Raw genomic sequence first — 26,182 nt, forward strand, 5'->3', positions numbered from 1 at the left:
CTCCGCCCTCGCGGAGCGGCGGGGGGGGTCAGCCGGTGCGGGTGCGGCGGGCGAGGAGACGGACCACCCCGTCGCCGAGCAACTGCACGGCGGTGACGATCACCAGCAGGACGACGACGGTCAGCAGCATGAACTCGTCCTCGAAGCGCTGGTAGCCGTAGGTGTAGGCGAGGGTGCCGAGCCCGCCGCCGCCGACCGCGCCGGCCATGGCCGAGTAGCCGATCAGCGCGATCACGGTGGTGGTCAGCCCCGCGACCAGTGACGGCAGCGACTGCGGCAGCAGCACCTTGCCGACGACGGTCCAGGTGCCGCCGCCCATCGCGTGCGCCGCCTCGACCAGCCCGTGGTCGACCTCGCGCAGCGCGGTCTCCACCAGCCGCGCGAAGAACGGGATGGCGGCGATCGCCAGCGGCACCACGGCGGCCGTCGGCCCCATCGCCGTTCCGACGACGAAGCGGGTGAACGGGATCAGCGCCACCAGCAGGATGATGAACGGCAGCGAGCGGCCGACGTTGACGACGACGCCGATCACGCGGTGGGCGACCACGTTGCGCAGCGGCCCGCCCTTGTCGGTGAGGACCAGCAGGACGCCGAGCGGCAGGCCGCCGAGGACGGCGTAGAACGTGGCCCAGCCGACCATGTACAGGGTGTCGATCGTGCCCTGGGTGAGCAGCGGCTCCATCTGGGACCAGGTCATCGGGTGCCCTCCGGGGCGAGTGCGTCGGCGGGCCGGGGCCCGGGGTCTTCGTCGGTTCCGCCGTCGGCCGGGTCCTCCCGGGGCGCGGGCGTCGGCAGCGCGGCGGGCTCCACGGTCAGGCCGCGCTCGCGCAGATAGGCGAGGGCCTCGGCGTTGTTCTCCGGGGCGCCGGGCAGCTCGATCCGCATCCGGCCGACCTGGCGGCCGCCGACGGTGTCCATGGCGGCGCCGAGGATCGACACGTCGACGTCGTGCACCCGCGCCAGATGGGAGATGACCGGCTGGCCCGCGCTCTCCCCGTGGAAGGTGACGTCCACGACGGTGCGCCCGTCGCCGGCGACCGGCCCGGCGACGGGGAACAGCTCACGCGCCAGCCGCGAGCCCGGCGTCGCCAGCAGCTCGGAGACCACCCCGGCCTCCACGATCCTGCCGCGTTCCATCAGGGCGGCCGAGTCGCACACCGCCTTGACGACGTCCATCTCGTGGGTGATCAGCAGCACCGTCAGACCGAGCTGCCGGTTGAGGTCCCGCAGCAGCCCCAGCACGGAACGGGTGGTCTCCGGGTCCAGGGCCGAGGTGGCCTCGTCGGAGAGCAGCACCTTGGGGTCGCCGGCCAGCGCCCGCGCGATCCCGACGCGCTGCTTCTGGCCGCCGGAGAGCTGCGCCGGATAGGCGGCGGCGTGGTCGGCCAGGCCCACCAGGTCGAGCAGTTCCAGCGCCTTCCTGGCGCGTTCGCGCCGGGTGAGGCCGAGGATCTCCAGCGGCAGCTCCACGTTGCCGCGCACCGTGCGGGAGGAGAGGAGGTTGAAGTGCTGGAAGATCATGCCGATGCCGGTGCGCGCCCGGCGCAGCGAACGGCCCGCCCGGTGCCGGGGGCCCGGCAGGGCGGTGAGGTCCTGCCCGTCAACGGTCACGGTGCCGGAGTCCGGGCGTTCCAGCAGGTTGACGCAACGGATCAGGGTGGACTTGCCCGCCCCGCTGCGACCGATGACGCCGTACATCTCGCCCGGCTCGACATGGAGGCTGACGCCGTCGAGTGCGGTGACCTCGCGGCCACGTGAGCGGTAGACCTTGGTGAGATCCGTGGTGGTGATCACTGGCTTCCATCGCTGTAGGCGGGCGCACGGCAGCCGTGGGCCCTGGCGGGGGTGTCAGGTGGGGAGCGCGTGAGCGGGAGGCGGCCGGTCAGGTGCGGCCGGTCCGACGGCGCGCGGGCAGGCCGGCGCGGCGGCGGGTTCGCTTCGGGGCGCGAGGCGCTCGGTGGGGGCCCTCAGCGGGCACACATTCGACACGGACAGTGAGCACCGGGCAGCATCCGTGCCTCGGTCGCCGCGTGGGGGCTGCTCGTCGGTGTCATGCCGTCCAGTAAAACAGACCGGTCAGAGCGTTATCACCACCGTCCGGGGCGCTGTGGCCAACACCACGCCGCGCCGGCCCCGGCGGGCGGCGTTCCCCGGGCCGGGAAGGCCCGCCCCGGGGGCCGGCGGGGTCGCGGGCCGGGCTAGAGTCGTCGCCATGTTCACCCCGTTGACGGTCACGGTCGTGGTGACCGGGCTGCTGCTGGCGGTCTGGTGCGGGTACGCGTCCTTCCGCGACCAGCCGGTCAAGGACTGGCACTACGGGGGCGCGGCGCTGGTCGAGGTGTTCGCCCTGGCACAGGCCGTGGTCTCCACGGTCGCCCTCGCGGGCGGCGACCGGCCGGCCGGCGAGGGCAGCACGGTCGTCTTCGTCTGCTACCTGGTCGCGGTGCCGCTGTGTCTGCCGCTGACGGTCGTCGTCTCCTTCACCGAACGGAACCGCTGGGGCTCCGCGACGGTCGCCGTCGGCGCGGCCGTGGCGGCGGTGCTGGAGCTGCGGCTGGCCGACGTGTGGGCGGGGGCGGCCGGTGTCTGAGACCGCGACCACCGCAGGACTCGACCTGAAGCGGGGACCGGGGCGGCTGCTGGTGCTGCTGTACGGGATCTTCGCGGTGGGCGCCGCCTCCCGCTCGATCTACCAGCTGTCGACCAGGTTCGACGAGGCGCCGGTCGCGTATCTGCTGTCGGCGGTGGCCGCCGTGGTCTACGCCGTCATCACCTTCTGCCTGGCCCGGGGCGGGGAACGCGCGCGGCGCGTCGGACTCGTCTGCTGCGCCGTCGAGTTGGTGGGCGTGCTGACCGTCGGCACCTGGTCACTGGTCGACCCCGGCGCCTTCCCCGACGCGACGGTCTGGTCCGACTACGGCCTGGGGTACGTCCTGCTGCCCCTGATCCTCCCCCTCACGGGCCTGCGCTGGCTCCGCGGAGCGGCCGCCCCCACCGGGCCGAGGACGACAACCCACCCCGACCGGCAAGGTCAGTAGTCGACCACGACCCGCCGCACACGCACCGCCCCCCTGACGGGGCCACGTGACCGACCACGCCCACCCCCTCAAGGGGCGCGGGGAACCGCGCGAGCAACCGGCCACCGGGCCGAGGACGACAACCCACCCCGACCGGCAAGGTCAGTAGTCGACCACGACCCGCCGCACACGCACCGCGCAGTTCCCCGCGCCCCCAGACAGGCCGCCACCTGCCGAATGTGGACCCGCATCTGACCGCGAACGCCCACCCCCTCAGGGGGCGCGGGGAACCGCGCGAGCAACCGAGAACCGGGATACAGCCGACGACCCACGCCAAGCGGCGCCCCCGGGGAGGCCACCGCCCGGCCGAGGGCGCTACGCGGCGACCGTGCGCTCCGGCCGCGGGACGGCCACCGGCTTCTCCATGGTGACCAGGGACAGGTGGCGCGAGATCTGCTCCACGGAGACGGGGGCGTAGCCGAGGCGGCGGTAGAGCCGCTGGTTGGCGGCGCTGCGCTGCCCCGTGGAGAGGCGGTAGCGGGCGGCGGAACGCTCGGCGGCCAGCCGCCGTTCGACCGCGACCAGCAGCCGCCCGCCGAGCCCGTGCCGCTGCATCCTCGGGTGGACGATCAGCCGGCCGATCGGGGCCGTGCCGTCGGCCTCCACCGTGCCGCGCACCGAGCCGACGACCTCGTCGCCGAGCCGCGCCACCAGGACGCAGCTCTCGGCCAGTTCGGCGCGCAGCTCGTCGAGGGTCTGGGTGAGCGGTTCGATGCCGTAGTCGCCGTACAGCTCGGCTTCCGACTGGTAGCACAGGTACTGGAGTTTGAGGATCTGCTCGACGTCCCGCTCGGTCGCCGGCTCGATCGTGACGCTCATGCCCATTGCACACGCCTCCAGGTGAGGAGTTCGGCCGGCCGCGCTGAGGTGAGGGTGCGCGCGGACCGGCAACAGCCCTGACGGCGCAGGTCAGAACCCGCGCCGTCAGCATTGTGCTAGGGAGCGGCCCGTGGGGGAATGCCTCCGGGCCAACTGCGCTGTGAGATTCACGACTCACTCACCGTTCCGGCCGCCCCGAGTCGTGTGAAACGGCCGGGAAACGGACGGCGAACGGCGCGCGCCACCGTGCCCCTCGTTCGGGTGAAGCAGCCGGGCGGCGCGGCGCTGACGCGGCGTCAGCCCCGGAAGTCCTCGGCCGCCAGCAGGGCCGTGTCGGGGTGGTCGGCGAAGATGCCGTCGACGCCGGCCTCGAAGTAGGCGCGGGCGGCACCGAAGACGTCGCCGTAGCCGTTGGGGTCCGTGCCGCGCCGGAAGTCGGTGGGCAGGAACGCGTTCTCGTTGCGCAGCGTGTAGGGGTGCACCAGCAGCTCGGCGCGGTGGGCGTCGGCGACCAGGGACGAGGGCTCGGCCAGCGACCCGTCCTCGGCGCGCGGGATGACCAGGTCGAGGGTGGGGCCGACGCCGTGCGCGTAGCCGGCGATCTCGGCCAGCCCCTGAGGGGTGATCAGGTCGGCGACGGTGCGCGGGTCGCCGGACTCCACGAAGTCCCACGGCCGGTCGTCGGCCGCGCCCAGCAGCACCACGCCGGGAGTGTCGACCAGTTCGGCGAGCCGCCGGACGCTGCCGGGCTCGAACGACTGGAGGAGGAGCGGGGCGTCGGCGCGGTGCAGCCGGTGCCGGCGCAGCAGCCGGGCCAGCGGCTCCTCCAGGCCGAGGCCGAGGGAACGGAAGTAGCTCGGGTGCTTGGTCTCCGTGTACAGCCACACCGGCCGGCCCCGCTCCCGGCCGCGCTCGGCCGCCCACTCCAGCACCTCCTCGAAGGTGGGAACGGCCCAACGCCCGTCGTAGAGCGTGTTGTGGGGGCGCTGCCCTGGGATGCGCTCGGTGGCGCGCAGCGTCCTCAGCTCGGCGAGGGTGAAGTCCTCGGTGAACCAGCCGGTCAGCTCGACGCCGTCGATGCTCTTGGTGGTCCGGCGGTCGGCGAACTCGGGGTGGTCCGCGACGTCGGTGGTGCCGGTGATGTCGTTCTCGTGGCGGCAGACGAGATGGCCGTCGCGGGTCGGGACGAGGTCCTGCTCGATGATGTCGGCGCCGAGGTCGAGGCCCAACTGGTAGGAGCCGAGCGTGTGTTCCGGACGGTAGCCGGAGGCGCCCCGGTGGGCGACGACGGCGGGGACCGGCAGCCGGTCGCGGCCGCCGCCGGGGCGGCCGGGGCCGCCGGCCGCCCGGGCGGTGCCGGCGCCCAGCAGCCCCGCCGTCCCGGCCCCCGCCATCGCCGCGCCCAGCACGGCGCGGCGGCCCGGCCGGCCTCGTTCGGACCCCGTCTCCTGTCGCGCTGCCATCTCGTCTCCCTCGTCGTTGCTCCACGAAGCGTCGCCCGACCCTAGGAGGCGGGGGCGGCCGTGGCCAGGAAGCGCGGGCGAACTCTGGGCGAATGCTGCTCGCCGCGGCGCGCGGGAACGACCGCGGTTCGGGTCGCGCGGTGCGTCCGTGGCGGGAGGAGGACGACGGTCCGACACCGGCACGGTGCGTCGTCGAGCGCGCGGCCCGGAGGGCGCCGGCCGCCGAGGCCCCCGTGATGTGATGTTCTCCGCACCAGGGGGTGAACCCTGTGCGGGAAGACGCCGTGCGCGCGAGTATCGTCCCTATGCGTCACGGTCCCCCGGATCGTGACGCCCCGCGCGCGACCATGACCGACCGGAGGGGAAGTTGTCCCGTTTCGTTGTGCTGAAGGTGCTGCTCGGCCCGCTGCTGAAGCTGCTGCTGCGCCCCCGGGTGGAGGGGCTGGAGCGGATTCCGGCCAGCGGCCCGGTGATTCTCGCCGGCAACCATCTGACCTTCATCGACTCGGTGATCCTCCCGCTGGTCTGCGAGCGCCAGGTCTTCTTCATCGGCAAGGACGAGTACGTCAAGGGCCGTTCACTCAAGGGGCGGCTGATGGCGTGGTTCTTCACCGCCGTCGGGATGATCCCCGTGGACCGCGACGGCGGGCGCGGCGGGGTCGCGGCGCTGATGACGGGGCGCCGGGTGCTGGAGCGCGGCGACATGTTCGGGATCTACCCGGAGGGCACCAGGTCGCCCGACGGGCGGCTGTACCGGGGCCGTACCGGGATCGCCCGGCTGACGCTGATGACCGGCGCGCCGGTGGTGCCGTTCGCGATGATCGGCACCGACCGGGTGCAGCCGGGCGGCCGCGGCCTGCCGAGGCTGGGCGCGGGGCGGCGGATCACCGTGCGCTTCGGCGACCCGCTGGACTTCTCCCGCTACGAGGGCATGGACCGGGACCGCTACGTGCTGCGGGCCGTGACCGACGAGGTGATGACGGACGTGATGCGCCTCTCCGGTCAGGAGTACGTCGACATGTACGCCACCAAGGCGCGCGCCGCCTGATCCGCCCGGCCGCGCGACCCGCTGACGGCGGTTCACCGCCAGGGCAGCGCGGCGCGGGTGCGCCAGTAGGTCTCGGGCGCCTCCACCAGCCGTGCCAACGAGGTCAGCGGCGCCGGGTCCAGGCTGAGCGCGGCGGCGGCCACGTTGTCGTTCAGCTGGGCGACGGTCGCCGCGCCGGAGAGCACGATCCCCGCCCACGGCTGGGCCAGCACGGCGGCCAGGGCGACCGCGTCGGCGCTGGTCCCGGTCTCCTGCGCCAGCCGCAGCAGCTCGGGCGGCGCCGCCTCGCCGGCCAGCCGGCCGTTGGCCATCGCCTCCTTGACGATCACCGTGCGGCCCGCCTCGTGGGCCTCGGCGAGCGCGGGCGCCGCCGACGGCTCCAGCAGGTTGAACGTCGCCTGCACGGTGGTGAAGAGCGGCCGACCGGCGACCGTCACCTCCAGTGCCGCCCGGATCGCCTCCGCCTGGGCGGGTCCGCTGGTCGAGAGTCCGACGCTGACCCCCGCCTCGGCCAGCCGCGCGAGCCTGGCCTGGACGGCCGGGTCGCTCAACGCGGGGCTCTCGGGCGTCACCGAGTGGATCTGGTAGAGGTCGAGCCGGTCGCCGAGCAGCGCCGTGGTCTCGGCGTACTGCCGGTCGAGGGTGGCCGCCGAGTGGTCCTTCACCTCGTGGACGTCGGCCTCGGTCCGCCAGCCGGCGGTGTAGGTGTAGCCCCACTTGCTGCCGACGACCAGCTCCTTGGCCGCCTCGGCGCGGCTCTCCAGCCAGCCGGCCAGGAACTCCTCCGACCTGCCGTAGGAGCGCGCCGCGTCGACGTAGCGCACGCCCTGGGTGTAGGCGGCGTCCAGCAGCCGGTGGGTGCGTTCCCGCAGCGCCTCGGGGGTGCGCTCGGCGGGGAGGTCGGCGGCCCGGCCGAGGTTGAGGTAGCCGGGGCGGCCGACGGCGGCGAGGCCGAGGCCGATCCTGGCGGTCGGGGTGGCCTCGGGGTGGAACCGTGTGAACGCCATCGCGTCCCCTTTCACGCCTGCTCTCGCGGCTGTTCTCGCTTCTGTCTCGCGGCTGCCGGGCTGTCGCGGCGCCCGTTCTCGGTCGGGCGATGCTCACCGTACCGGCAGTGTCCCGGCGGCGGCCGTGGCGGCGTCGACGGCGCGAACTACGATGATCCGCCGGTGGCCGCCCGCCGGGTGGCCTGGCACGACGAGGGAGCACGGATGGCTGACGAGCAGGGCGGACTGACCGGGCGGCCGGTCCGGTGGGGCATCCTCGCGACGGGCGGCATCGCCCGCAGCTTCGTCACCGACGTGGCGAAGCTGCCGGACGCCGAGATCGTGGCCGTCGGCTCGCGGACGGCGGAGTCGGCGGAACGGTTCGCCACGGCGCACGGCATCCCCCGCGCGCACGGGAGTTGGGCGGCGCTGGCCGAGGACCCCGAGGTCGACGTGGTCTATGTGGCGACCCCGCACAGCGCGCACGCCGAACCGGTGCGGCTGTGTCTGGAGGCCGGCACGCCGGTGCTGTGCGAGAAGCCGTTCACGCTGAACGCGGCGCAGGCGACCGAGCTGGTGGCGCTGGCGAGGGAGCGCGGGGTCTTCCTGATGGAGGCCATGTGGACCTACTGCAGCCCCGTGGTGCGGCGGATGGTGGAGGTGATCGCGGAGGGCGCGATCGGCGAGGTGCGGTCGGTCCATGTCGACTTCGGGTTCGTGGCCCCCACCGACCCGGCGCACCGGCTGCGCGACCCGGAGCTGGGCGGCGGGGCGCTGCTTGACCTGGGGGTGTACCCGGTGTCGTTCGCGCAGCTGGTGCTGGGCGAGCCGAGCGAGGTGCGGGCCTGGGCGGCGATGTCGGGCGGCACGGACGAGAACACCGGGCTGCTGCTGGGCTACGAGTCCGGCGCGGTCGCTGCGTTGACGTGTTCGTTCGTGGCGGACACGGCGCGGACCGCCGTGGTCACGGGCTCGCGGGGCCGGATCGAGGTCCCCCGGGGCTTTCTGCACCCGGAGAGCTTCGTGCTGCACCGCGCGGGCGCGGACGCGCCCGAGGAGTTCACCGCGCCGGGTCCCGCGATGAGCTACGCCCACGAGGCGGCGGAGGTCGGACGGGCGCTGCGGGCCGGCGAGTTGGAGTCCCCGCTGGTGCCGTTGGACGGAACGCTGGCCGTGATGCGCACGCTGGACGCGGCCCGAAGGGAGATCGGCCTGCGCTACCCGGGCGAGTGAGCCCGCGGCCCGGCCGTTGGCCGCGGACGAGCACCGGCACCGGGCCGCGCGGCCCGGTGTCGGTGCCGGTGCCGGTGCCGGTGCCGGTGCCGGTCAGGCGACCCGGGAGTCGGGCCGCGCGTGGGCGCGGGCGGGCGGCCGCGGGGCTCGCAGGCCGAACATGGTCCGCAGTCCCGGTGTCCTGCGGATGACCTCGTAGCTCAGAATGCTGAGGCAGAAGGGCACCACCAGGATGACCGGGAACGCGACGGCCGTGTTCTCCACCTCCCGGAGAACGTAGTAGGCGGCGATGATCAGATAGGTCTGGTGCAGGATGTAGACCGGGAACGCCGCCGGGTTGAAGTAGCGCATGAAGGCCGACGGGCGGTTCAGATACCGCTTCCCGTAGCCGAGCATGGCCAGCAGCGTCACCCAGCACACCGGGGAGTGCCAGACGGCGGACAGCGGGTTCTCCTGGATGTCGGTGGCGAATCTCTGGGCGGCTATGCCGATGGCCCCCGGCACGGCAACGCACAGATAACGGCGCCGGTACCGCTCCAGCATGTCGATGACCGTGTCGCTGGTGGCGATCAGGAAGCCGAGCATGACGTATCCGGCGTAGACGAGGATGTTCTCCCCGCCTATTTCCGGCATGAGGGAGAGCGCCGCGAGGCCGAGCGCGGGCAGCAGCACGAGGACGGGGTCGTGCAGCCAGGCGGGCGTGGTCTGGCGCCGGATCACCGCGAGCATGAGCGGCAGCAGGGCGACCGAGATCAGGAAGAGGAAGAGGATGAACCACAGGTGCGCCGGGGATATCCCGGTGAGCACCGTCCAGTCGGAGAAGTCGGTGAAGTAGGACCACAGGAAGTCGGGGTAACTCCCCCGGTATCCCTGGTGGAATTTCATCGCGTAGTAGGCCTGCGGCGGCACGATGACGAGACAGCCGAAGAAGAACGGCACCAGCAGCCGCAGATAGCGCTCGCGCACATAGCTCCGAGCGGCCCGCTTGCGCAGTGCGTAGTAACTCGACATGCCTGCCAGCAGGAAGAGCAGCGGCATGAACCAGAAGGCGGAGACGTTGATGAGCGCGGAGGCTAAGGCGCTTTCCGCGCCCTTCACATAGAACTCCGGATTGTCGTTGAAGACCCTGGCCGTGTGGAAGGGGAAGAGGAAGAGGATCCCCAGGTTCCGCAGCCAGTCGATGTACTCTCTGCGCTTCATGAGGGCGCCTCTCCGGTAAGCCAGCCCAGCAGGGCGCGCAGCGCCCGCTCGGAGGTCGTGGCGTCGATCCCCTCGGGGTCGACGAGGTGTTCCATCGACAGGCCGTTGGTCAGGCAGTGCAGGATCACTCCCGCCAGCTCGGGGTCGATGGGGGGTGTGACTCCGGCGCGCTCGGTGTAGGTGCGGACGGCGCCCGCCGCCGCCGCGCGCTGGGCGCGACGCATCGGGGCGACCACGGCCCTGGTCTCCTCGTCGCGCAGGGCGCGGGTGGCGAATTCGAGGCCGAGGCGGCCTCGCACCGTGTCCCGCGCGATGCGCAGCGCGACCAGGCGCGCGGCCTGGTCGACGAGCGCGGAGACGTCCTCGGCCTCGTCGAGGCCGGCCATCACGGCGGCCAGTTCCGCGTCGGCGCGCGCCTCGAGGATCGCGCCGAAGAGCGCCTTCTTGCTGCCGAAGTTCGAGTAGACGGCCCCCTTGGTGAAGCCGGCGGCGTGGGCGATGTCCTCCAGCTTGCTGTCGGCGTAGCCGCGCTCGGCGAAGACCCGCTCGGCGGCGACGAGCACGCGTCGGCGCACCTCCTCACGGGGAAGACGCGGGACCGGCTCCGGCGGATTGCCATGACTCTCCGTCTCGTCCATGCGCACACCGTAGCATACCCACGGGTATCCGATACCCATGGGTATCGGATAGGGAGCGGTCGGCCGCGGGCAGGGACGCGGGGAACGGCGCGGTGCCATGCCGGCCGGGACCGGCCCGCTGGGCGGCTCGGGACGCGGGGAACGGCGCGAGCAACCACCCACCGGGCCGAGGACGACCGCGCGCCTCAGCTTCCGGAGCGGCGGCCCCGGCAGCGCAGGGGACGGGTCTTCGCGCCCCGCGCGGCCAAGCACGACGAGGGCCCGCCCCCACAGTGGGGGCGGGCCCTCGTCGTACGCGAACGCGAAGGGGTCAGACCAGGCCGGGCCGGGCGGCGAGCCAGCCGCGCTGCTCGCCCAGGTCGGCACGGGCCTCGGCGAGCTGGGCGGCGACCGCGACCGGGGCGGTGCCGCCCCGCGCGGAGCGGGCAGCCAGCGCGCCCTCGACGGTCAGCACCTCGCGGACCTCGGGGGTCAGCCGGGGCGAGATCTTGGCGAAGGTCTCGTCCGTCAGCCCGTCCAGCTCGACGCCCTCGGCCTCCGCGGCCTTGACGCACTCGCCCGCCGTCTCGTGCGCGTCGCGGAACGGCACCCCGCGCTTGACCAGCCACTCGGCGATGTCGGTCGCCAGCGAGAAGCCGGCCGGCGCCAGCTCGGCCATCCGCTCCGCGTTGACCGTGAGGGTGGCCAGCATCCCGGTGAACGCCGGGAGCAGCACCTCCAGTTGGTCGCAGGAGTCGAAAACCGGCTCCTTGTCCTCCTGGAGGTCGCGGTTGTACGCCAGCGGCAGCGCCTTGAGGGTGGCGAGCAGGCCCGTCAGGTTCCCGATGAGGCGGCCCGACTTGCCCCTGGCCAGCTCGGCGATGTCCGGGTTCTTCTTCTGCGGCATGATCGAACTGCCGGTGGAGAACGCGTCGTGCAGGGTCACGAAGGAGAACTCCTTGGTGTTCCACACGATCACCTCCTCCGCGATCCGGGAGAGGTCGACGCCGATCATCGCGGTGACGAACGCGAACTCCGCCGCGAAGTCCCTGGCCGAGGTGCCGTCGATGGAGTTGGCCGAGGAGCCGCCCTCGAAGCCCAGCTCGGCGGCGACCGCCTCCGGGTCCAGCCCGAGCGAGGAGCCGGCCAGCGCGCCGGAGCCGTAGGGCGAGACGGCCGTGCGGGCGTCCCACTGCCGCAGCCGCTCCGCGTCCCTGGACAGCGCCTGCACGTGCGCGAGGACATGGTGGGCGAAGAGCACCGGCTGCGCGTGCTGGAAGTGGGTGCGGCCCGGCATGGCCACGCCGGGGTGGGCCTCGGCCAGCGCGATCAGGGTCTCCTGGAGGTCGCCCAGCAGCCCCGCGATGATCCGGGCGTGGTCCCGCAGATACATCCGGAAGAGGGTGGCCACCTGGTCGTTGCGCGAGCGCCCCGCCCGCAGCTTGCCGCCCAGCTCCGGGCCGAGCCGCTCCAGCAGGCCGCGCTCCAGGGCGGTGTGCACGTCCTCGTCGGCGACGGTGCCGGTGAACGAACCGTCCGCCACGTCGGCCGCCAGCCGGTCCAGGCCGGCCAGCATCGCGGTCAGCTCCTCCTCGTCCAGCAGCCCGGCGCGGTGCAGGACGCGGGCGTGGGCACGGGAGCCGGCGATGTCGTAGGGGGCGAGCCGCCAGTCGAAGTGGACGGAGGCGCTCAGCTTCTCCAGCGCCTCGGCGGGGCCGTGGGCGAACCGGCCGCCCCAGAGCCGGACCTCGGGCCCGCCGCCGGTCTGCCCGCCGCCGTTCTGCCCGCCTTCGGCCTGCCCGCCGCCGGTGTGCTGCTGCTCGGTCACGGGGCGACGTCCCTCTTGGCGGCGATCTTGCTGGAGAGCGAGAACAGGTCGATGAAGCCCTTGGCCAGCGACTGGTCGAAGCTGTCGCCGGTGTCGTAGGTGGCCAGGTTGAAGTCGTAGAGCGACTGCTCGGAGCGCCGGCCGGTGACCACCGCGCGACCGCCGTGCAGGGTCATCCGGATGTCGCCGCTGACGTGCTGGTTGGCCTCGTCGACGAAGCCGTCCAGCGCGCGCTTGAGCGGGGAGAACCACAGGCCGTCGTAGACCAGCTCGCTCCACCGCTGCTCGACCTGCCGCTTGTAGCGGGCCAGCTCACGCTCGACGGTGACGTTCTCCAGCTCCTGGTGGGCCGCGATCAGCGCGATGCCGCCCGGGGACTCGTAGACCTCGCGGGACTTGATGCCCACCAGCCGGTCCTCGACCATGTCGATCCGGCCCACGCCCTGCCCGCCGGCCCGCTCGTTCAGCTCCTTGATGGCCTGCAGCATGGTGACCGGGCGGCCGTCGAGGGCGACGGGCGCGCCCTCGCGGAAGGTGATGACGATCTCGTCGGCCTCCCGGGCGACGGCCGGGTCCTGGGTGTACTCGTAGATGTCCTCGATCGGGCCGTTCCAGATGTCCTCCAGGAAGCCGGTCTCCACGGCGCGCCCGAAGACGTTGGCGTCGATGGAGTAGGGCGACTTCTTGGAGGTGGCGATCGGCAGGCCCTTCTCCTCGGCGAAGGCGATGGCCTTGTCCCTGGTCATCGCGTAGTCCCGGACGGGCGCGATGCAGGTGAGGTCGGGGGCCAGGGAGGCGATGCCCGCCTCGAACCTGACCTGGTCGTTGCCCTTGCCGGTGCAGCCGTGGGCGACCGTGTCGGCGCCGTGCTTGCGGGCGGCGGCGACCAGGTGCTTGACGATCACGGGCCGGGAGAGCGCGGAGACCAGCGGGTAACGGTCCATGTAGAGCGCGTTGGCCTTGATCGCCGGGAGGCAGTACTCCTCGGCGAACTCGTCCTTGGCGTCGACCACCTCGGCCTCGACCGCGCCGCAGGCCAGCGCGCGCTTGCGGATCACGTCCAGGCTCTCGCCGCCCTGACCGACGTCGACGGCGACGGCGACCACCTCGGCGCCGGTGGCCTCGGCGATCCAACCGATGCAGACCGACGTGTCAAGGCCGCCGGAGTAGGCGAGTACGACGCGCTGGGTCACGGTGTCTCCTTAGGGCAAGCAGTGCTGGTACCGCGCTGGGCTTCACAAGAGGAACTGAGGAATAAGTATGCGAGCCTCTGCATGATTCGTCAAACCTGCTGGTCAACGGAGACCGCGCGGGAACGGCGCGCCGCCCCGCGACGGCACGGCGGCGGGAGCACGGACGAACTGGGCCCTCCCGAAAGGGACTTGGCGGACGACCCGCGTCACCCCCGGCACCGTGCGCGTTAACCCACACGGGTAGATCACCGGCCCGGCCTGGACGGCGGGGCGCGTCCGACCGCCGACGGGGAACCCCTGGTCAGCTCGGGCGCGTGCGGTTCGCGCCGGCGCGCGCCACGCCGTGGGGCGGGGTCGCGCGGCGGCAGGCACCGTTTTGGTACCGCCGCGCTGCGGCCAAGCTGGACGCGAGCGTTTGCCAGACGATCCGCCTGCGAGGGAGTCCGCCGATGACGACCGTTCCCGATACCCAGGACGAGCGCGACACCGCCCGCGGGGCACTGCGCGAGGCGCGGGTGCTGCTCGATCCGGAGCTGCGGGCCTGGGTGGGGCGGCTACCGCCGCCGGTGGCGCGGGTCGCCTCCTACCACTTCGGCTGGACGGACAGCGCCGGCCGGCCCGACACCGCGCCGGCGGGCAAGGCACTGCGGCCGACCCTGGTCTTCGCCGCCGCCGAGGCCGTCGGGGGGCGCGCGCAGGACGCGCTCGCGCCGGCGGTCGCGGTGGAGCTGACGCACAACTTCTCGCTGCTCCACGACGACATCCTCGACGGCGACACCACCCGCCGGCACCGTGCCACCGCCTGGGCGGTCTTCGGCTCCTCCTCGGCGCTGCTGGCGGGCGACGCGCTGCTCAACCAGGCCGTCCGGGTGCTCACCGAGGCGGACGCGCCGGCGCACGCCCTCACCGGCGTGCGCTGGTTGACCGAGGCCACCACCCAGCTGATCGAGGGCGAGCAGTCCGACCTGCACTTCGAGGAACGTTCCCAGGTCTCGCTCGGCGAGTGCCTGCTGATGACGGAACGCAAGACAGCGGCCCTGCTGGCCTGCGCCTGCGCCCTGGGCGGGCTGTGGGGCGGCGGGGAGGAACGGGCGGTCGACGCGCTGCGCCGTTTCGGGCACCACCTGGGCATGGCCTTCCAGTTGACGGACGACCTGCTGGGCATCTGGGGCGACCCCGAGGTCACGGGCAAGCCGGCCGGCGCCGACCTCGCCAGCCGGAAGAAGTCGCTGCCGGTCGTCGCCGCGCTGGACTCCGGGACGCCGGCGGCGCGGCGGCTGGCCGAGCTGTACACCGACGAGGAGCCGGTGGACGGCGAGGAGCCCGGGGACGGCGCGGAGGGCGGTCCCACGGTGGAGGCCCTCGCCGCGCTGGTCGAGGAGGCCGGCGGCCGCGCCTGGGCCGAGCGCGCGGCAGCCGAGCAGCTCGCCCTCGCGGAGGAGGCGCTGGCGCCCCTCCCGACCACGGGCGAGCCCGTCGAACGCCTGCTCTCCCTGGCGGAGATGGCCTGCCGCCGCTCCAGCTGACGCGGGCGGCCCGGGTGGTCGGGTGGGTCGTCGGCTGCCGGTCCGTGGACGGTCGCGCCGGGGACGACAACGGAGCCGGGGCACCAGGCGCGTTGTCGGCTACCAGCCCGGTGGGCAGTTGCTCGCGTACTTCCCCGCGCACCGGCAACGCCCCCGGGGGCGCGGGGAACGGCGCGCCGCGTCCGCGGCCGGCCGCGGACGACAACGGTTCGTCACCGGCAAGGTGGGTCGTCGGCGAACCCCCGGCACGGGGCTACTCGTCGCGTTGGGCCAGCCGCAGCAGATGGTCGGCCAGGGACTGTCCGCCGTCGGGGGCGCGGCTGATGAGGAGGAGGGTGTCGTCGCCGGCGATGGTGCCGAGGATGTCGTGGACCTCCGCCTGGTCGATCGCCGAGGCGAGGAACTGCGCGGCGCCCGGCGGGGTGCGCAGCACCACCAGGTTGGCCGAGGCCTCGGCGGAGATCAGCAGCTCGCCGGCGAGGCGGGCCATCCGTTCCTCCTTGGCCGACTCCCCCAGCGGCGCCCTCGGCGTGCGGTAACCGCCCTCGCTCGGCACGGCGTAGATCAACTCACCGCTCGCGTTGCGGATCTTCACCGCGCCCAGCTCGTCCAGGTCCCGGCTGAGCGTCGCCTGGGTGACGCTCAGCCCGTCGTCGGCGAGCAGCTTGGCGAGCTGGCTCTGGGAGCGCACCGGGCCCCGGTTGAGGATCTCGACGATCCTGCGGTGCCGGGCCGTTCGCGTCTGGGGCACCGCGGGCCCGTTGCCCGATCCGCCCCTGGGCTGCGCCTGCTCCGTCATGCTCCCTCTCCGGTTGTCATCCTTCGCCCCCGCCGGCCGCCTCGGCCGCCGCGTCCAGCGCCGCCGGCAGCGCGGCCAGGAACGCGTCGACCTCCGCGCTCCCGATGATCAACGGGGGCGCCAGCCGCAGCACGTCGGGCGCGACGGCGTTCACCAGCAGCCCCGCGTCCTGGGCGAATCGTTGCGCCCGTGCGGCGACGGGCTCGGTGAGCACGATACCGAGCAGCAGCCCGGCGCCCCTGACCCCCTCGACCAGCGGGTGCCCCAACCGCTCGACGCCGTCCCGCAGCAGCTCGCCGGTCGCCTTCACCCGCCGGAGGATGTCGTCGGCGGCGAGGGTGTCCAGCACGGCCAGCGCGGCGGCGCAGGAGACCGGGTTGCCGCCGAAGGTGGAGCCGTGCCGGCCGGGGGTGAAGAGTTCCGCCGCAGGTCCGAACGCCAGGGTGGCGCCGATGGGCAGCCCGCCGCCGAGCCCCTTGGCCAGGGTGACGATGTCGGCCTCGACGCCCTGGGCCAGGCCGGCGAACCAGTGCCCGGTGCGGCCGATCCCGGTCTGCACCTCGTCGAGCACCAGCAGTGCGCCCTTGGCCGTGGCGATCTCGCGGGCCGCGGCGAGGTACCCGTCCGGCGGGACGACCACGCCGTTCTCGCCCTGCACCGGTTCGAGGACCACCAGCGCGGTCTCCTCCGTGACGGCGGCGCGCAGCGCCTCGGCGTCGCCGTAGGGGACATGGGTCACGTCCCCGGGCAGCGGGAGGAAGCCGTCCTGCTTGCCGGCCTGCCCGGTGAGCGCCAACGCGCCCACCGTCCGCCCGTGGAAGCCGCCCTCGGCGGCGACCATGTGCCGCCGCCCGGTGAGCCGGCCCAGCTTGAACGCGGCCTCGTTGGCCTCGGCGCCCGAGTTCGAGAAGTAGACCCGTCCTGGCCGGCCGGCCAGTTCGAGCAGCCGCTCGGCGAGCGCCACCGGCGGCTCGGCGACGAAGAGGTTGGAGACATGGCCGAGCGAGGCGACCTGGCGGGAGACCGCCTCGACGACGGCGGGGTGCGCGGTGCCGAGCGAGTTGACGGCGATGCCGCCGACGAAGTCCAGGTACTCGCGTCCGTCGGCGTCCCAGAACCTGGCGCCCTCACCGCGCGTCAACGGCACCCTCGGCCGGCCGTAGTTGTCCATCAGGGACGCCTGCCACCTGGCGTGCAGGGACTCGTTGCTCATCAGGACTCTCCCTCGGTGGGCGCGGCGTGGGCGGCGGCGGGGGCGGCCGCGTTCGGGACGGGGTGGTCGTCGGGGACGACCATCGTGCCGATCCCCTCGTCGGTGAAGATCTCCAGCAGGATGGAGTGCTGCACCCGGCCGTCGATGACGCGGGCGGTGCGCACCCCGTTGCGGACGGCGGTCAGGCAGCCCTCCATCTTGGGCACCATCCCGCTGGCGAGCTCGGGCAGCAGCCGCTCCAGCTCGCTGACGGTCAGCCGGCTGATGACCTCGTCGCTGGCCGGCCAGTCGGCGTAGAGGCCCTCGACGTCGGTGAGGACCATCAGCGTCTCGGCGCCCAGCGCGGCGGCGAGCGCGGCGGCGGCGGTGTCGGCGTTGATGTTGTAGACGTGGTCGTCGTCGGCGCTGCGGGCAATGGAGGAGATGACGGGGATGCGCCCGTTGTCCAGCAGCGCCCGGACGGCGCCCGTCTCGACGGCGGTGATCTCGCCGACCCGGCCGAGGTCCACGGGCTCGCCGTCGACCTCGGCCAGGCGCTTGACGGCGGTGAGGATGTGGGCGTCCTCGCCGGTCATGCCGACGGCGAGCGGGCCGTGCCGGTTGAGCAGGCCGACCAGCTCGCGCTGCACCTGACCGGCGAGCACCATCCGGACCACCTCCATGGTCTCGGGGGTGGTCACGCGCAGGCCCGCCTTGAACTCGGACTCCAGGCCCAGGCGTGCGAGCTGCCGGCTGATCTGCGGGCCGCCGCCGTGCACCACCACCGGGCGCAGTCCCGCGTGGCGCAGGAAGACGACGTCCTGGGCGAAGGCGGCCTTCAGCTCCTCGTCGACCATGGCGTTGCCGCCGAACTTGATCACCACCGTCCTGCCGTGGTGGCGGGTGAGCCAGGGCAGGGCCTCGATCAGGATGCGCGCCTTCGGCAGCGCGGTGTGCCGGCGCGCGCCGCGCGCGCCCGGTTCGTCGGCGGCGGGGGACGTGTCGGAGTCGGGAGCGGCCTCGGGGGCCGCCTCGGCCTTGGGTGCGTTGACCGTCATCACACGCTTTCGGCTCGGGTGGGAATGCTGCGGGCGGGTGTGCTGGGGCGGGTCGGTGGGCTCAACGGGCGGCGCCGGCCGCCCAGTCCGTGGTCCACAGGGAGGCGGACCGGTCCCCCGCACCCAGGTCGACAGTGAGCCTGACCTCACGGAAGCGCAGGTCGACGGCGGCGGCGTCCTCGGCGGGCGCGCCGTCGCGGCAGACCGGGACGCCGTTGACCGCCACGGCGAGCCGGTGCGGCTCGACGGCCGCGCCGCTCGCGCCGACGGCGGCGACCACGCGGGGCCAGGCGGGGTCCTCGGCGCGCAGCGCCGCCTTGACCAGCGGGTCGCGGGCGACGGCGCGGGCGGCGGTCAGCGCCTGCTCCTCGTCGACGGCGCCGGTCACCTCGACGGCGATCTCCTTGGTGGCGCCCTCCGCGTCCTTCACCAACTGCCGCGCCAGGTCGGCGCAGACGGCGCGCACCGCCTCGGCGAACTCCTCCGGGGCGGGCGCGATGCCCGAGGCGCCGGAGGCGAGCAGCAGCACGGTGTCGTTCGGGGAGGCGACGGCGTCGGCGTCGATCCGTTCGAAGGTGGCGCGGGTCGCGGCGCGCAGCGCGCGGGCCAGCTCGGGCGCGGGAAGGTCGGCGTCGGTGGTGAGCACCACCAGCAGCGTGGCGAGGGAGGGCGCGAGCATCGCGCCGCCCTTGGCCATGCCGCCGACGGTCCAGCCGGCGCCGCTCCCGCCGCGCACGGCGGCCGTCTTGGGCTGGGTGTCGGTGGTCATGATCGCGCGGGCGGCGCGGTCGCCGCCGAACTCGGAGAGCCGCGCGGCGGCCGCCTCCACGCCGGGCAGCAGCCGGTCCATCGCGGGCCGCACCCCCATCGGGCCGGTGGCGGCCAGCGCGATCCGCGCGGCGTCGCGGTCCAGCAGCCGCGCGGTGTGCTCGACGGCGGCGTGGGCGTCCTGGAAGCCGAGTGGTCCGGTGCAGGCGTTGGCGCAGCCGGCGTCGACCAGCACGGCGGCGACCGCGCCGCCGCGCAGCACCTGCTCGGTCCACAGGACGGGGGCGCCCTTGACGCGGTTGGTGGTGAACACCCCGGCGGCGGCCAGGCCGGGGCCCTCGTTGACGACGAGCGCCAGGTCGGGCGCGCCGTCGGGCGCGGCTCCCGCGGCGACGCCGGTGGCGGTGAAGCCGACGGGGGCGGTGACGCTCACGGGGCGGTCCCGTTCAGCGGCAGGCCGGTCTCCTCGGGGAGGCCGAGCGCGAGGTTCATGGACTGGACGGCGCCGCCGGCGGTGCCCTTGGTGAGGTTGTCGATCGCGCTGACGGCGACCAGCCGGCCGGCGGCCTCGTCGAGGGTGACCTGGAGAAGCGCGACGTTGGAGCCGACCACGGCCGCCGTCGCCGGCCACCGCCCCTCGGGCAGCAGCCGCACGAACGGTTCGCCGGCCAGCGCCTCGGCGTAGCCCTCGCGGATCGCGGCGGCCGTGGTGCCGGGGCGGACCCGGGCCGTGCAGGTGGCGAGGATGCCGCGCGGCATGGGCGCGAGCGTCGGGGTGAACGAGACGGTGACGGGCTCGCCGGCGAGTCCGGAGAGGTTCTGCGCGATCTCGGGGGTGTGGCGGTGGCCGCCGCCCACGCCGTACGGGCTCATCGAGCCCATCACCTCGCTGCCCAGCAGGTGCGGCTTCATCGCCTTGCCGGCGCCCGAGGTGCCGGAGGCGGCGACGACCACGGCCTCCGGCTCGACAAGGCCGGCCGCGTAGGCGGGGAAGAGCGCCAGGCTGACGGCGGTCGGGTAGCAGCCGGGCACGGCGACGCGCCGGGTGGCGCGCAGCGCCTCGCGCGCGCCGGGGAGTTCGGGCAGGCCGTAGGGCCAGGTGCCGGCGTGCGGGGTGCCGTAGAAGCGTTCCCAGACGGCGGCGTCCCGCAGCCGGAAGTCGGCGCCGCAGTCGACGACCAGCACGTCGTCGCCCAACTGCTCGGCGACGGCGGCCGACTGGCCGTGCGGCAGCGCGAGAAAGACGACGTCGTGCCCGGACAGCGTCTCGACCGAGGTCGGTGCGAGCACCCGGTCGGCCAGCGGCACCAGGTGCGGCTGGAGGCCGCCGAGGGCCTGCCCGGCGTTGGCGTGCGCGGTGACCGCGCCGATCTCCATCTCCGGGTGCGCCGACAACAGCCGCAGCACCTCGCCTCCCGCGTACCCGCTGGCGCCCGCCACCGCAGCCCGCACTGCCATCGCCTCCTCCGTGGAATAGCATGACTATACGTAGCCAGGCACGTTTATGCAATGGCGCCCCGGGGCGGACACCCCCTGGCCGCGCCGCCCGCCCCGGCCCTCCGGCCGGCCACCGCGGGCGCCGGGGAACGTAACCTGCCTGTGGACACCGGGCGTTGGCACCGGTCCGTTGGGTGGGGCGTGACGAAGGAGGCCGGGGTGGAGCCGCTGAGGGCCGGGGACCCGGAGCAGGTGGGCGGGTTCAGGTTGCGGGGCCGGCTGGGTGCCGGCGGGATGGGCGAGGTGTTCCTCGGCCGGTCGCCGGGCGGGCGGGCGGCCGCGGTGAAGACGGTGCACCCGCACCTGGCGCGGCAGGCGGAGTTCCGGCGGAGGTTCGCGCGGGAGGTGGCGGCGGCGCGGGCGGTGGGCGGGGCGTTCACGGCCCCCGTGATGGCCGCCGGGCCGGAGGACGACCCGCCGTGGGTCGCGACCGCCTATGTCCCGGGACCCGATCTGGCGGCGGCGGTCGGCGCGGCGGGGCCGTTTCCCGACGACGCGGTGTGGCGGCTGACGGCGGGGCTGGTGGAGGCGTTGGGGGCCATCCACGCCGTGGGGGTGCTGCACCGGGACCTGAAGCCGTCGAACGTGCTGGTGGCCGCCGACGGGCCGCGGGTGATCGACTTCGGGATCGCGCGGACGCGGGAGGACACCGCGCTGACGGCGACCGGCCTGGTGGTGGGGACGGCGGGCTTCATGTCGCCCGAGCAGGCCGAGGGCGGCGAGATCGGCCCGGCCGGCGACGTGTTCGCGCTCGGTGCGGTGATCGCCTTCGCCGCCACGGGGTCCGGCCCCTTCGGGGAGGGCCCACCGCTGGCGGTGCTCCACCGGGTGGTCAACGCGCGGCCCCGGCTGGACGGGCTCACGGGGCCGCTGCGCGAACTGGTCGACGCCTGCCTGGCGAAGACGCCCGGCGAACGGCCCACGCTCACCGCGCTGCTGGAGCGGATCGGCGCGCACTGGGAACCGGAGGACGACCTCTTCGGCTCCACCCCCTGGCCGGACGCCGTCACCACCCTCATCCAGCGGCACGCCGCGCCCCCGACCGCCCCCTACACCGAGGCCGCCGGAACGGCCGGGGACGCCGGAACGGCCGGGGACGCCAGGACGGCAGGCGCCGCGGAGGCCACCGAGACCGCCGGGGCGACGGCGGCACCGGACGGCGGACCGGACACTGCGCGGCGGGCGGGTCGGGCGCGTCGGGCCGTCGGCATCGACCTCGGCACGGCGCACGCGGCCGTCGCCGTCCTGGAGGGCGGCGAGGTCTCGCTGGTCCCCAACGCCCAGGGCGCGCTCACCACCCCCAGCGTGGTGGCCCTCACCGCCGAGGGGGACGTCCTCGTCGGCACGGCCGCCGAGCGGCAGGCCCTCACCGACCCCGGCCACACCGCGCGCGCCGCCAAGCTGTGGCTGGGCACCGGCCGGCGCCTCGCGCGGGGGGACGTCCGGCTGACCGCCGAGGACGTCGCCGGACAGGTACTCGCCCGGCTGCGCGAGGACGCCGAGGGCTACCTCGGCCACCCGGTCACCGACGCGGTGCTGGCGGTGCCCGCCGGCTTCCGTCGCGACCAGCGGGCCGCGCTGCTGCGGGCCGGCGAACGGGCCGGGCTCAACGTCCTGCGGCTGGTCAACGAGCCCTCGGCCGCGGCGATGGCCTACGGAGCGCACCGTGACGACTGCACCGTCCTCGTCTTCGACCTCGGCGCCGGCTCCCTCGACGTCTCCCTGGTCGAACTCGGCGACGGCGTCGTGGAGATCAAGGCCACCGCGGGCGACAGCTGGCTCGGCGGCGACGAGTGGGACCGGCGGATCGTCAGGCATCTGACCGAGCGCGTACGGCGGCGGCACGGCGTGGACCTCGCCGGCGACGCCGCCGCGGCCGAGCGGCTGCGCGAGGCGGCCGAGGCCGCGAGGATCGAGCTGTCGGCGGCGCGCGCCGCGACCGTCCGGCTGCCCTACCTGGCCACCGGGCCGGACGGCCCCGTCCACCTCGAAGAGGAGCTGACCCGCGAGGAGTGCGAGACGCTCACCCGGGACCTGCTGGAACGCTGCCGCGCCCCCGTCGAGCACGTCCTCGCCGACGCCGAGTACACGCCCGCCGACATCGACCAGGTGGTCGTGGCGGGCGGCGCCGCCCGGATGCCCGCGGTGGGCGACCTGATCCGCCGGCTCACGGACGGCCGTGAGCCCCACCGGGGCCTGGCCCCCGGGGCCGTCGCCGGGGGCGCCGCCCTGCAGGCGGGCGTCCTGACCGGCGCGGTGCGGGACATGATGCTCCTCGACGTCGCCCCCTACTCCATCGGCGTCGAGACCAACGGGGGGACGACCACCAAGCTGCTCCAGCGGAACACGACGATCCCCACGAAGCGCTCCGACATCTTCACCACGCACACGGACGACCAGCCCGTGGCCGTGCTCCACGTCGTGGAGGGCGAGCTCAAGGAAGCGGCGCGCAACCGGACCCTCGCGGTGCTCGAACTCGCCCTGCCACCCGCTCCCCGCGGCGTGCCCCGGATCGAGGTGACGGCCGACTGCGACGCCAACGACATCCTGCGTGTCACGGCCAGGGACCTCGGCACGGGCAACGAGACGGGCGCCACCGTCGACCGGGCGACGGGGGAACGGGCAGCGGCGTTCCTCCGCTCCAACCGCTGGGCGCGCCTGCGCGCACTCACCCCCGTGCCCCTCCCGGCTCCCTGAGGGCGCGCCCCCGTGACCCGACAGCCCGGCGCCACCCTCCCCTGCCGGCACGCACGCGGGCCGCGCGGCCGGGGCGGCCGCGCGGCCCTGGGGTCGGGGACGGCGTTTGCGGAGCCTTTCTCTCCGGGGGAACGGGTGGGGGCTCAGACGTCTGGTTACTGGGCTCACACGATGCCTCAAGGCAACTCAGCAGATCGTGCGCGCGGGCGGAGCGCCTAGCGTCCGCCGCCCTGTTCCTCGTCGAGGGCCTTGATCAGCGCGAGGCGCACCCGCGCCCACACCATGCCGGCCTGGTCGAGCTGGGCCGCCGTCGCGCCGGGCTGAGCCCTGGCGACGATCGCCACCTGGATCTGTCCATCCGGTGTGCCCAGAGACTGAACCTCGGAGTCGATCAACTCTCCCTGCGAGAGCGCCTTGCGTACCACCAGGGACAGCCCCGCCTGGCCGGGGTCGCCGGCGACGGCCGGCTCCGCCTGCCCCTTGCCCGCCGTGGACCGCTCGATGTCGTCGACGGTCACCGGGTCCCCGCCCTCCAGGACGAGCCGCAGCGACTCCGGCGCCCAACCGACCATCTCCGCATAGCGGTTGATGGTGCCGGTGAGCTTCTTGATGGCGCCCTTCTCGATGTTGTAGATGGCGCCGCGCTCCACGGTCAGGGACTTGGCGACGAACTTTTGTTGAAGCCCACGGCTCTCCCGCGCGCGCTTCAACATCGTTCCCAGTCGTGCCCAGTCTTGAGTCATGCACTGTAGGTTGCCGCACCTGAGGGCAACGCACCAGCCCCAAATCAGCCATGGATCAGCATGTGCCACGCCCCCAGGTTGACCGAGGTTTACCGGGCCTTCCCAATAAGCAACTACAATGCCTTAATGGATAGTTACTGATCTTCAATAGTTGCTCACGCATCGTGCGTGCCCCTATCCTCTGAACGTGACACCGAACGGCACCGCGATCCGTGCCATCCGCGTGGTGCGACGGATGAGCCTGCGACAACTGGCCCGGCTCACGGATCTGGACCGAGGCCACATCTCCCGTCTGGAACGCGGCCTGGCCGGCGCCAGCGAGGCGAGCCTCCACCGGATCGCCACGGCGCTTGAGGTGCCGGTCGCCGACCTGCTCCGGGCCGACGACGAACCGCCGCCACCACCCCAACCCGAGCGGGACGTGCCCGCACCTGGGACTCCGGAGGGCGAGCTGTTCCACTACACACCCGAGGAGGCCGCGCGCTGGCTGCCGTGGTCGGCGCGCTGGCTGCGCCGCAAGGCGCGGCTGCGGGAGGTCCCGCACAACCGGGGCGCGGGGCAGATCACCCTCACCGGACGGGACATCAGGGAGATCTCGGCCATGACCGCGGTCCGCCCCGAGCCGGACGAGCACGGCGAGCCACCGGACAGATCCCCCGGGTGACGGTTCCGGTGCGCGGCGTTCGGGGATGGCTGAAATCAACTGGACACTTTGCGTAGTCAACTCCGTTGGCGCGTGCCCCCTTTGACGCCTCCCCCGCGCGCCGCCCCGCCCGGCGCGCGGTCGGACGCCTGTCCGATCCCCCCGCGCCGGAACCGACACGGTCCGCCGAGCGTCGTGACCGACGAGGGGCTGTACGCCTCGTGCGCCCGTTCCGCGCCGTCGCAGTCGGGCGACGGGCACCGCCCCGCCGTCCGTCACCTTCCCGAGGGATCCGCCATGCGACAGCCAGGGACCAACCCGTACTCGGGGGCCCCGCTCCCCGGGCCGCCGAACTCGCCGCCGCCGGGGCGGTTCGGCCCGCCCCCCTCCCCGCCGCCCGGCCGTCGGCGCGTCCCCGGGGCGCTGCTCGCCGTCGCCCTGGTGCTGGCGCTCGCCGGTGGCGGGGGCGTCGCCTGGCTGCTGCTCGGCGGCGACGACGGGGACACGGACACCACCGTCGAGGACGCCCCGAGGGACCTCGAACCGGCGGAGGGCTCCCTGGTGTTGTCCGAGTCGGCGCCGGGGGTCTCCCCCGAGCGGTCCCCGCTGGTGGCGCGCGGCGCGTGGTTCGTGGACGGCGCCCTGGTCCGGGTCGTGGACAGCGCGGTCGTCTCCATGGACCCGGGCACCGGCGAGGAGCTGTGGCGTGTGAACGTCGAGCGGAACACCGACCGCAGTCAACGGGAGTGCCCGGTCTCGGCGAACGCGGACGAGAACCGGATCGCGCTGCTCCAGGGCGGCCACTGCGAGATGCTGACGGTGCTGGACCTGACCACAGGTCAGGAACTGGTCACCTGGCCAGTGGAACTGCCGGCGCCCCCCGGCCCGTTCGACGAGCCGGCGATCATCGGCGACACGGTCGCCCTCGCGGGCGGCTCGGCCACCGGCGGCGCCGGCTACCGGATCAGCACCGGTGAACAGCTCTGGTACGCCAACCGCTACGAGGACGGCTGCGCCGACGTCGGATACCAGGTGCTCGACGGCGAGTTGGTGGCCCGGCGCGGCTGCGGCGAGCAGGCCGTCCACGACGCGGGAGCCGGCGGCTCGGTCCGGGGCCTGGACGAGGACGGCGGCGAGTCGTGGGCCTGGGAGTACACCCCGGAGTACGAGGACGGGACGCTGTCCGTCGACGGGGTCCTGGCGTTGGAGCCGCTCACCGTCACCGCCTCCCTCGGTGACGGCGAGGGAGGCGTCGGCGACGACGCGGTCCTGGTGGTAAGCGACAACCTCGCCGCCGTCTCCCACCGGGTGGACTTCGACCCCGAGCGCCATGCCGACTGCGCGGCCCCGAGCGTGCGTTGCCCCGTGGTGTCGGACGGGGAGGGAGAGCTGCTCCTCGTCCCGACCTCGACCCCGGGCGAGACCGGCGGCGAACTGGTCGCCTTCGACCTGACCACCGGAGCCCCGACGTGGGAGGCCGCGCCGACCGAGGGGCACGAGGAGCTCATCCCGTTCCTGGGGCCCGGCGACTCGCTCCACGCCTACCAGCCGTCCGTGGGCGCCCTCCCCGGGGCGCTGGTGGCCCTCTCGGTCGAGACCGGCGAGTCCCGCACGGTGATGCGCCTGGACGAGGACGCGGCGGAGCGCGAGACGGCGATGGTACGGCAGACCGGCGTGGTGACGAGCCGGCCGGTGGCGCCGCTGTGGCACCCGGAGACCGCGACGTTCGCCCTGGTCAGCGAGGAGTTCTCCAGCCGCGAGCAGGGGCTGCCCGCGCTGCTGGTCTACCGCTGAC

The 26,182-nt window shown here is 74.1% G+C and carries 23 protein-coding genes; 8 read left to right on the forward strand and 15 right to left on the reverse strand.

Features of this window, described 5'->3' with window-relative positions; genetic code table 11:
• Positions 1-28 precede the first annotated feature (28 nt).
• Together CRP51_RS06420 and CRP51_RS06425 are read right to left on the reverse strand one after the other, a co-directional pair.
• The gene (locus CRP51_RS06420) at positions 29-697 is read right to left on the reverse strand and encodes a methionine ABC transporter permease (protein WP_097230032.1); all 669 of its coding nucleotides are present in this window, start codon (positions 695-697) and stop codon (positions 29-31) included.
• Positions 694-1,794 (reverse strand): methionine ABC transporter ATP-binding protein, encoded by a 1,101-nt coding sequence (locus CRP51_RS06425; RefSeq protein WP_097230033.1) that lies wholly within the window; start codon positions 1,792-1,794, stop codon positions 694-696. The genes CRP51_RS06420 and CRP51_RS06425 overlap by 4 nt, the downstream gene beginning before the upstream one ends.
• A gap of 418 nt (positions 1,795-2,212) precedes the next feature.
• On the opposite strand from CRP51_RS06425, the gene CRP51_RS06430 reads away from it, so the two are divergent.
• Positions 2,213-2,590, forward strand: coding sequence for a hypothetical protein (locus CRP51_RS06430; protein WP_097230034.1), 378 nt, complete (start codon positions 2,213-2,215; stop codon positions 2,588-2,590).
• Positions 2,583-3,038, forward strand: a complete 456-nt coding sequence (locus CRP51_RS06435) for a hypothetical protein (RefSeq protein WP_097230035.1) — start codon at positions 2,583-2,585, stop codon at positions 3,036-3,038. Before CRP51_RS06430 ends, CRP51_RS06435 begins: the two co-directional genes overlap by 8 nt.
• 354 nt (positions 3,039-3,392) lie before the next feature.
• Here the strand turns inward: CRP51_RS06435 and CRP51_RS06440 are convergent, their stop codons facing one another.
• Both CRP51_RS06440 and CRP51_RS06445 read right to left on the reverse strand, forming a co-directional pair.
• Positions 3,393-3,902 carry a GNAT family N-acetyltransferase gene (locus CRP51_RS06440; RefSeq protein ID WP_097230036.1) on the reverse strand — a complete coding sequence of 170 codons (510 nt, stop codon included), beginning with the start codon at positions 3,900-3,902 and terminating at the stop codon, positions 3,393-3,395.
• A 290-nt stretch (positions 3,903-4,192) separates the two neighbouring features.
• On the reverse strand, positions 4,193-5,359 hold the full coding sequence (locus CRP51_RS06445; RefSeq protein ID WP_097230037.1) for a glycerophosphodiester phosphodiesterase: 1,167 nt from the start codon (positions 5,357-5,359) through the stop codon (positions 4,193-4,195).
• 367 nt (positions 5,360-5,726) lie between these two features.
• On the opposite strand from CRP51_RS06445, the gene CRP51_RS06450 reads away from it, so the two are divergent.
• Positions 5,727-6,407, forward strand: coding sequence for a lysophospholipid acyltransferase family protein (locus CRP51_RS06450; RefSeq protein ID WP_097230038.1), 681 nt, complete (start codon positions 5,727-5,729; stop codon positions 6,405-6,407).
• A gap of 32 nt (positions 6,408-6,439) precedes the next feature.
• Here CRP51_RS06450 and CRP51_RS06455 read toward each other — a convergent pair whose 3' ends face one another.
• Positions 6,440-7,414: an aldo/keto reductase gene (locus CRP51_RS06455; RefSeq protein WP_097230039.1), complete on the reverse strand. Its 975-nt coding sequence runs from the start codon at positions 7,412-7,414 to the stop codon at positions 6,440-6,442.
• Between the two features lie 204 nt (positions 7,415-7,618).
• On the opposite strand from CRP51_RS06455, the gene CRP51_RS06460 reads away from it, so the two are divergent.
• Positions 7,619-8,626 (forward strand): Gfo/Idh/MocA family protein, encoded by a 1,008-nt coding sequence (locus tag CRP51_RS06460; protein ID WP_170970450.1) that lies wholly within the window; start codon positions 7,619-7,621, stop codon positions 8,624-8,626.
• A 93-nt stretch (positions 8,627-8,719) separates the two neighbouring features.
• Here CRP51_RS06460 and CRP51_RS06465 read toward each other — a convergent pair whose 3' ends face one another.
• The 4 genes from CRP51_RS06465 to CRP51_RS06480 form a co-directional block, all read right to left on the reverse strand.
• On the reverse strand, positions 8,720-9,826 hold the full coding sequence (locus tag CRP51_RS06465) for an acyltransferase family protein (protein ID WP_097230040.1): 1,107 nt from the start codon (positions 9,824-9,826) through the stop codon (positions 8,720-8,722).
• Complete coding sequence (locus tag CRP51_RS06470; RefSeq protein WP_170970451.1) at positions 9,823-10,464, reverse strand: TetR/AcrR family transcriptional regulator; 642 nt, start codon at positions 10,462-10,464, stop codon at positions 9,823-9,825. Before CRP51_RS06470 ends, CRP51_RS06465 begins: the two co-directional genes overlap by 4 nt.
• Positions 10,465-10,774: 310 nt before the next feature.
• Complete coding sequence (gene argH / locus CRP51_RS06475) at positions 10,775-12,271, reverse strand: argininosuccinate lyase (protein WP_097230042.1); 1,497 nt, start codon at positions 12,269-12,271, stop codon at positions 10,775-10,777.
• On the reverse strand, positions 12,268-13,464 hold the full coding sequence (locus tag CRP51_RS06480; RefSeq protein ID WP_097230043.1) for an argininosuccinate synthase: 1,197 nt from the start codon (positions 13,462-13,464) through the stop codon (positions 12,268-12,270). Before CRP51_RS06480 ends, argH begins: the two co-directional genes overlap by 4 nt.
• Positions 13,465-13,913: 449 nt before the next feature.
• Between CRP51_RS06480 and CRP51_RS06485 the strand changes: the two genes are divergently transcribed.
• Positions 13,914-14,990 (forward strand): polyprenyl synthetase family protein, encoded by a 1,077-nt coding sequence (locus CRP51_RS06485; RefSeq protein WP_097230044.1) that lies wholly within the window; start codon positions 13,914-13,916, stop codon positions 14,988-14,990.
• A gap of 253 nt (positions 14,991-15,243) precedes the next feature.
• On the opposite strand, the gene CRP51_RS06490 is transcribed toward CRP51_RS06485, so the two are convergent.
• The 5 genes from CRP51_RS06490 to argC form a co-directional block, all read right to left on the reverse strand.
• A complete protein-coding gene (locus tag CRP51_RS06490; protein WP_097230045.1) occupies positions 15,244-15,789 on the reverse strand; it encodes an arginine repressor in 546 nt (181 codons plus the stop codon).
• Between the two features lie 16 nt (positions 15,790-15,805).
• On the reverse strand, positions 15,806-17,002 hold the full coding sequence (locus tag CRP51_RS06495; protein ID WP_097230046.1) for an acetylornithine transaminase: 1,197 nt from the start codon (positions 17,000-17,002) through the stop codon (positions 15,806-15,808).
• Complete coding sequence (gene argB / locus CRP51_RS06500; RefSeq protein WP_097230047.1) at positions 17,002-18,039, reverse strand: acetylglutamate kinase; 1,038 nt, start codon at positions 18,037-18,039, stop codon at positions 17,002-17,004. The genes CRP51_RS06495 and argB overlap by 1 nt, the downstream gene beginning before the upstream one ends.
• A 61-nt stretch (positions 18,040-18,100) precedes the next feature.
• Complete coding sequence (argJ, locus tag CRP51_RS06505) at positions 18,101-19,240, reverse strand: bifunctional glutamate N-acetyltransferase/amino-acid acetyltransferase ArgJ (RefSeq protein WP_097230048.1); 1,140 nt, start codon at positions 19,238-19,240, stop codon at positions 18,101-18,103.
• A complete protein-coding gene (gene argC, locus CRP51_RS06510) occupies positions 19,237-20,265 on the reverse strand; it encodes an N-acetyl-gamma-glutamyl-phosphate reductase (RefSeq protein WP_097230049.1) in 1,029 nt (342 codons plus the stop codon). Before argC ends, argJ begins: the two co-directional genes overlap by 4 nt.
• Positions 20,266-20,463: 198 nt before the next feature.
• On the opposite strand from argC, the gene CRP51_RS06515 reads away from it, so the two are divergent.
• Entirely contained in the window at positions 20,464-23,001 is a 2,538-nt protein-coding gene (locus tag CRP51_RS06515; RefSeq protein WP_097230050.1) for an Hsp70 family protein, read from the forward strand.
• A 215-nt stretch (positions 23,002-23,216) separates the two neighbouring features.
• On the opposite strand, the gene CRP51_RS06520 is transcribed toward CRP51_RS06515, so the two are convergent.
• Positions 23,217-23,744 carry a helix-turn-helix domain-containing protein gene (locus CRP51_RS06520; protein WP_107500836.1) on the reverse strand — a complete coding sequence of 176 codons (528 nt, stop codon included), beginning with the start codon at positions 23,742-23,744 and terminating at the stop codon, positions 23,217-23,219.
• A gap of 187 nt (positions 23,745-23,931) precedes the next feature.
• Between CRP51_RS06520 and CRP51_RS06525 the strand changes: the two genes are divergently transcribed.
• Both CRP51_RS06525 and CRP51_RS06530 read left to right on the forward strand, forming a co-directional pair.
• Entirely contained in the window at positions 23,932-24,408 is a 477-nt protein-coding gene (locus tag CRP51_RS06525; protein ID WP_141514556.1) for a helix-turn-helix domain-containing protein, read from the forward strand.
• A 276-nt stretch (positions 24,409-24,684) separates the two neighbouring features.
• Entirely contained in the window at positions 24,685-26,181 is a 1,497-nt protein-coding gene (locus CRP51_RS06530; protein WP_141514557.1) for an outer membrane protein assembly factor BamB family protein, read from the forward strand.
• Position 26,182: the final 1 nt, after the last annotated feature.

Source organism: Streptomyces zhaozhouensis (assembly GCF_900230195.1).
GTDB classification, from domain to species: domain Bacteria; phylum Actinomycetota; class Actinomycetes; order Streptomycetales; family Streptomycetaceae; genus Streptomyces; species Streptomyces zhaozhouensis.

Bases quoted from the DNA above. Each gene is read 5' to 3' on its own strand.
- CRP51_RS06420 (WP_097230032.1), bottom strand. From the start codon at position 697: ATGACCTGGTCCCAGATGGAGCCGCTGCTCACCCAGGGCACGATCGAC.
- CRP51_RS06430 (WP_097230034.1), top strand. From the start codon at position 2,213: ATGTTCACCCCGTTGACGGTCACGGTCGTGGTGACCGGGCTGCTGCTG.
- CRP51_RS06440 (WP_097230036.1), bottom strand. From the start codon at position 3,902: ATGGGCATGAGCGTCACGATCGAGCCGGCGACCGAGCGGGACGTCGAG.
- CRP51_RS06445 (WP_097230037.1), bottom strand. From the start codon at position 5,359: ATGGCAGCGCGACAGGAGACGGGGTCCGAACGAGGCCGGCCGGGCCGC.
- CRP51_RS06455 (WP_097230039.1), bottom strand. From the start codon at position 7,414: ATGGCGTTCACACGGTTCCACCCCGAGGCCACCCCGACCGCCAGGATC.
- CRP51_RS06460 (WP_170970450.1), top strand. From the start codon at position 7,619: ATGGCTGACGAGCAGGGCGGACTGACCGGGCGGCCGGTCCGGTGGGGC.
- CRP51_RS06465 (WP_097230040.1), bottom strand. From the start codon at position 9,826: ATGAAGCGCAGAGAGTACATCGACTGGCTGCGGAACCTGGGGATCCTC.
- CRP51_RS06470 (WP_170970451.1), bottom strand. From the start codon at position 10,464: ATGGACGAGACGGAGAGTCATGGCAATCCGCCGGAGCCGGTCCCGCGT.
- CRP51_RS06485 (WP_097230044.1), top strand. From the start codon at position 13,914: ATGACGACCGTTCCCGATACCCAGGACGAGCGCGACACCGCCCGCGGG.
- CRP51_RS06490 (WP_097230045.1), bottom strand. From the start codon at position 15,789: ATGACGGAGCAGGCGCAGCCCAGGGGCGGATCGGGCAACGGGCCCGCG.
- CRP51_RS06495 (WP_097230046.1), bottom strand. From the start codon at position 17,002: ATGAGCAACGAGTCCCTGCACGCCAGGTGGCAGGCGTCCCTGATGGAC.
- argB (WP_097230047.1), bottom strand. From the start codon at position 18,039: ATGACGGTCAACGCACCCAAGGCCGAGGCGGCCCCCGAGGCCGCTCCC.
- argC (WP_097230049.1), bottom strand. From the start codon at position 20,265: ATGGCAGTGCGGGCTGCGGTGGCGGGCGCCAGCGGGTACGCGGGAGGC.
- CRP51_RS06520 (WP_107500836.1), bottom strand. From the start codon at position 23,744: ATGACTCAAGACTGGGCACGACTGGGAACGATGTTGAAGCGCGCGCGG.
- CRP51_RS06530 (WP_141514557.1), top strand. From the start codon at position 24,685: ATGCGACAGCCAGGGACCAACCCGTACTCGGGGGCCCCGCTCCCCGGG.